Origin of the sequence: Limimaricola sp. G21655-S1, assembly GCF_027213785.1 — a bacterium.
GTDB lineage: Bacteria > Pseudomonadota > Alphaproteobacteria > Rhodobacterales > Rhodobacteraceae > Limimaricola.
On sequence record NZ_JAPWGO010000336.1, the window covers coordinates 1 to 256 of the forward strand.

At 53.1% G+C, this 256-nt stretch carries 1 protein-coding gene; it reads left to right on the plus strand.

The window, feature by feature from the left end:
- Positions 1–256 (plus strand): Hint domain-containing protein (locus O4G76_RS20995; RefSeq protein ID WP_269399039.1); only part of this gene is annotated, 256 nt, incomplete at both ends.

The window sequence follows — 256 nt, forward strand, 5'->3', positions numbered from 1 at the left end:
CTCTGGCGCGCATTACTACCACTTTCTTTGTGATCGGCATGAGCTTGTGGTGGCAAATGGGGCAGAAACAGAATCCCTGTTTCCCGGCCCGGAGGCGCTTAGATCCGTCGGAGCAGAAGCGCTTGCCGAGATTTATATGCTGTTTCCAGAGTTGCAGCAGTGTTCTTACACGCCTGTTTCCGCGCGTCCTTTCCCCGATGGGCGTAAAGTGCAACATCTCGCTGAGCGTCATTTGAAGAACAACAAATCCTTGGTG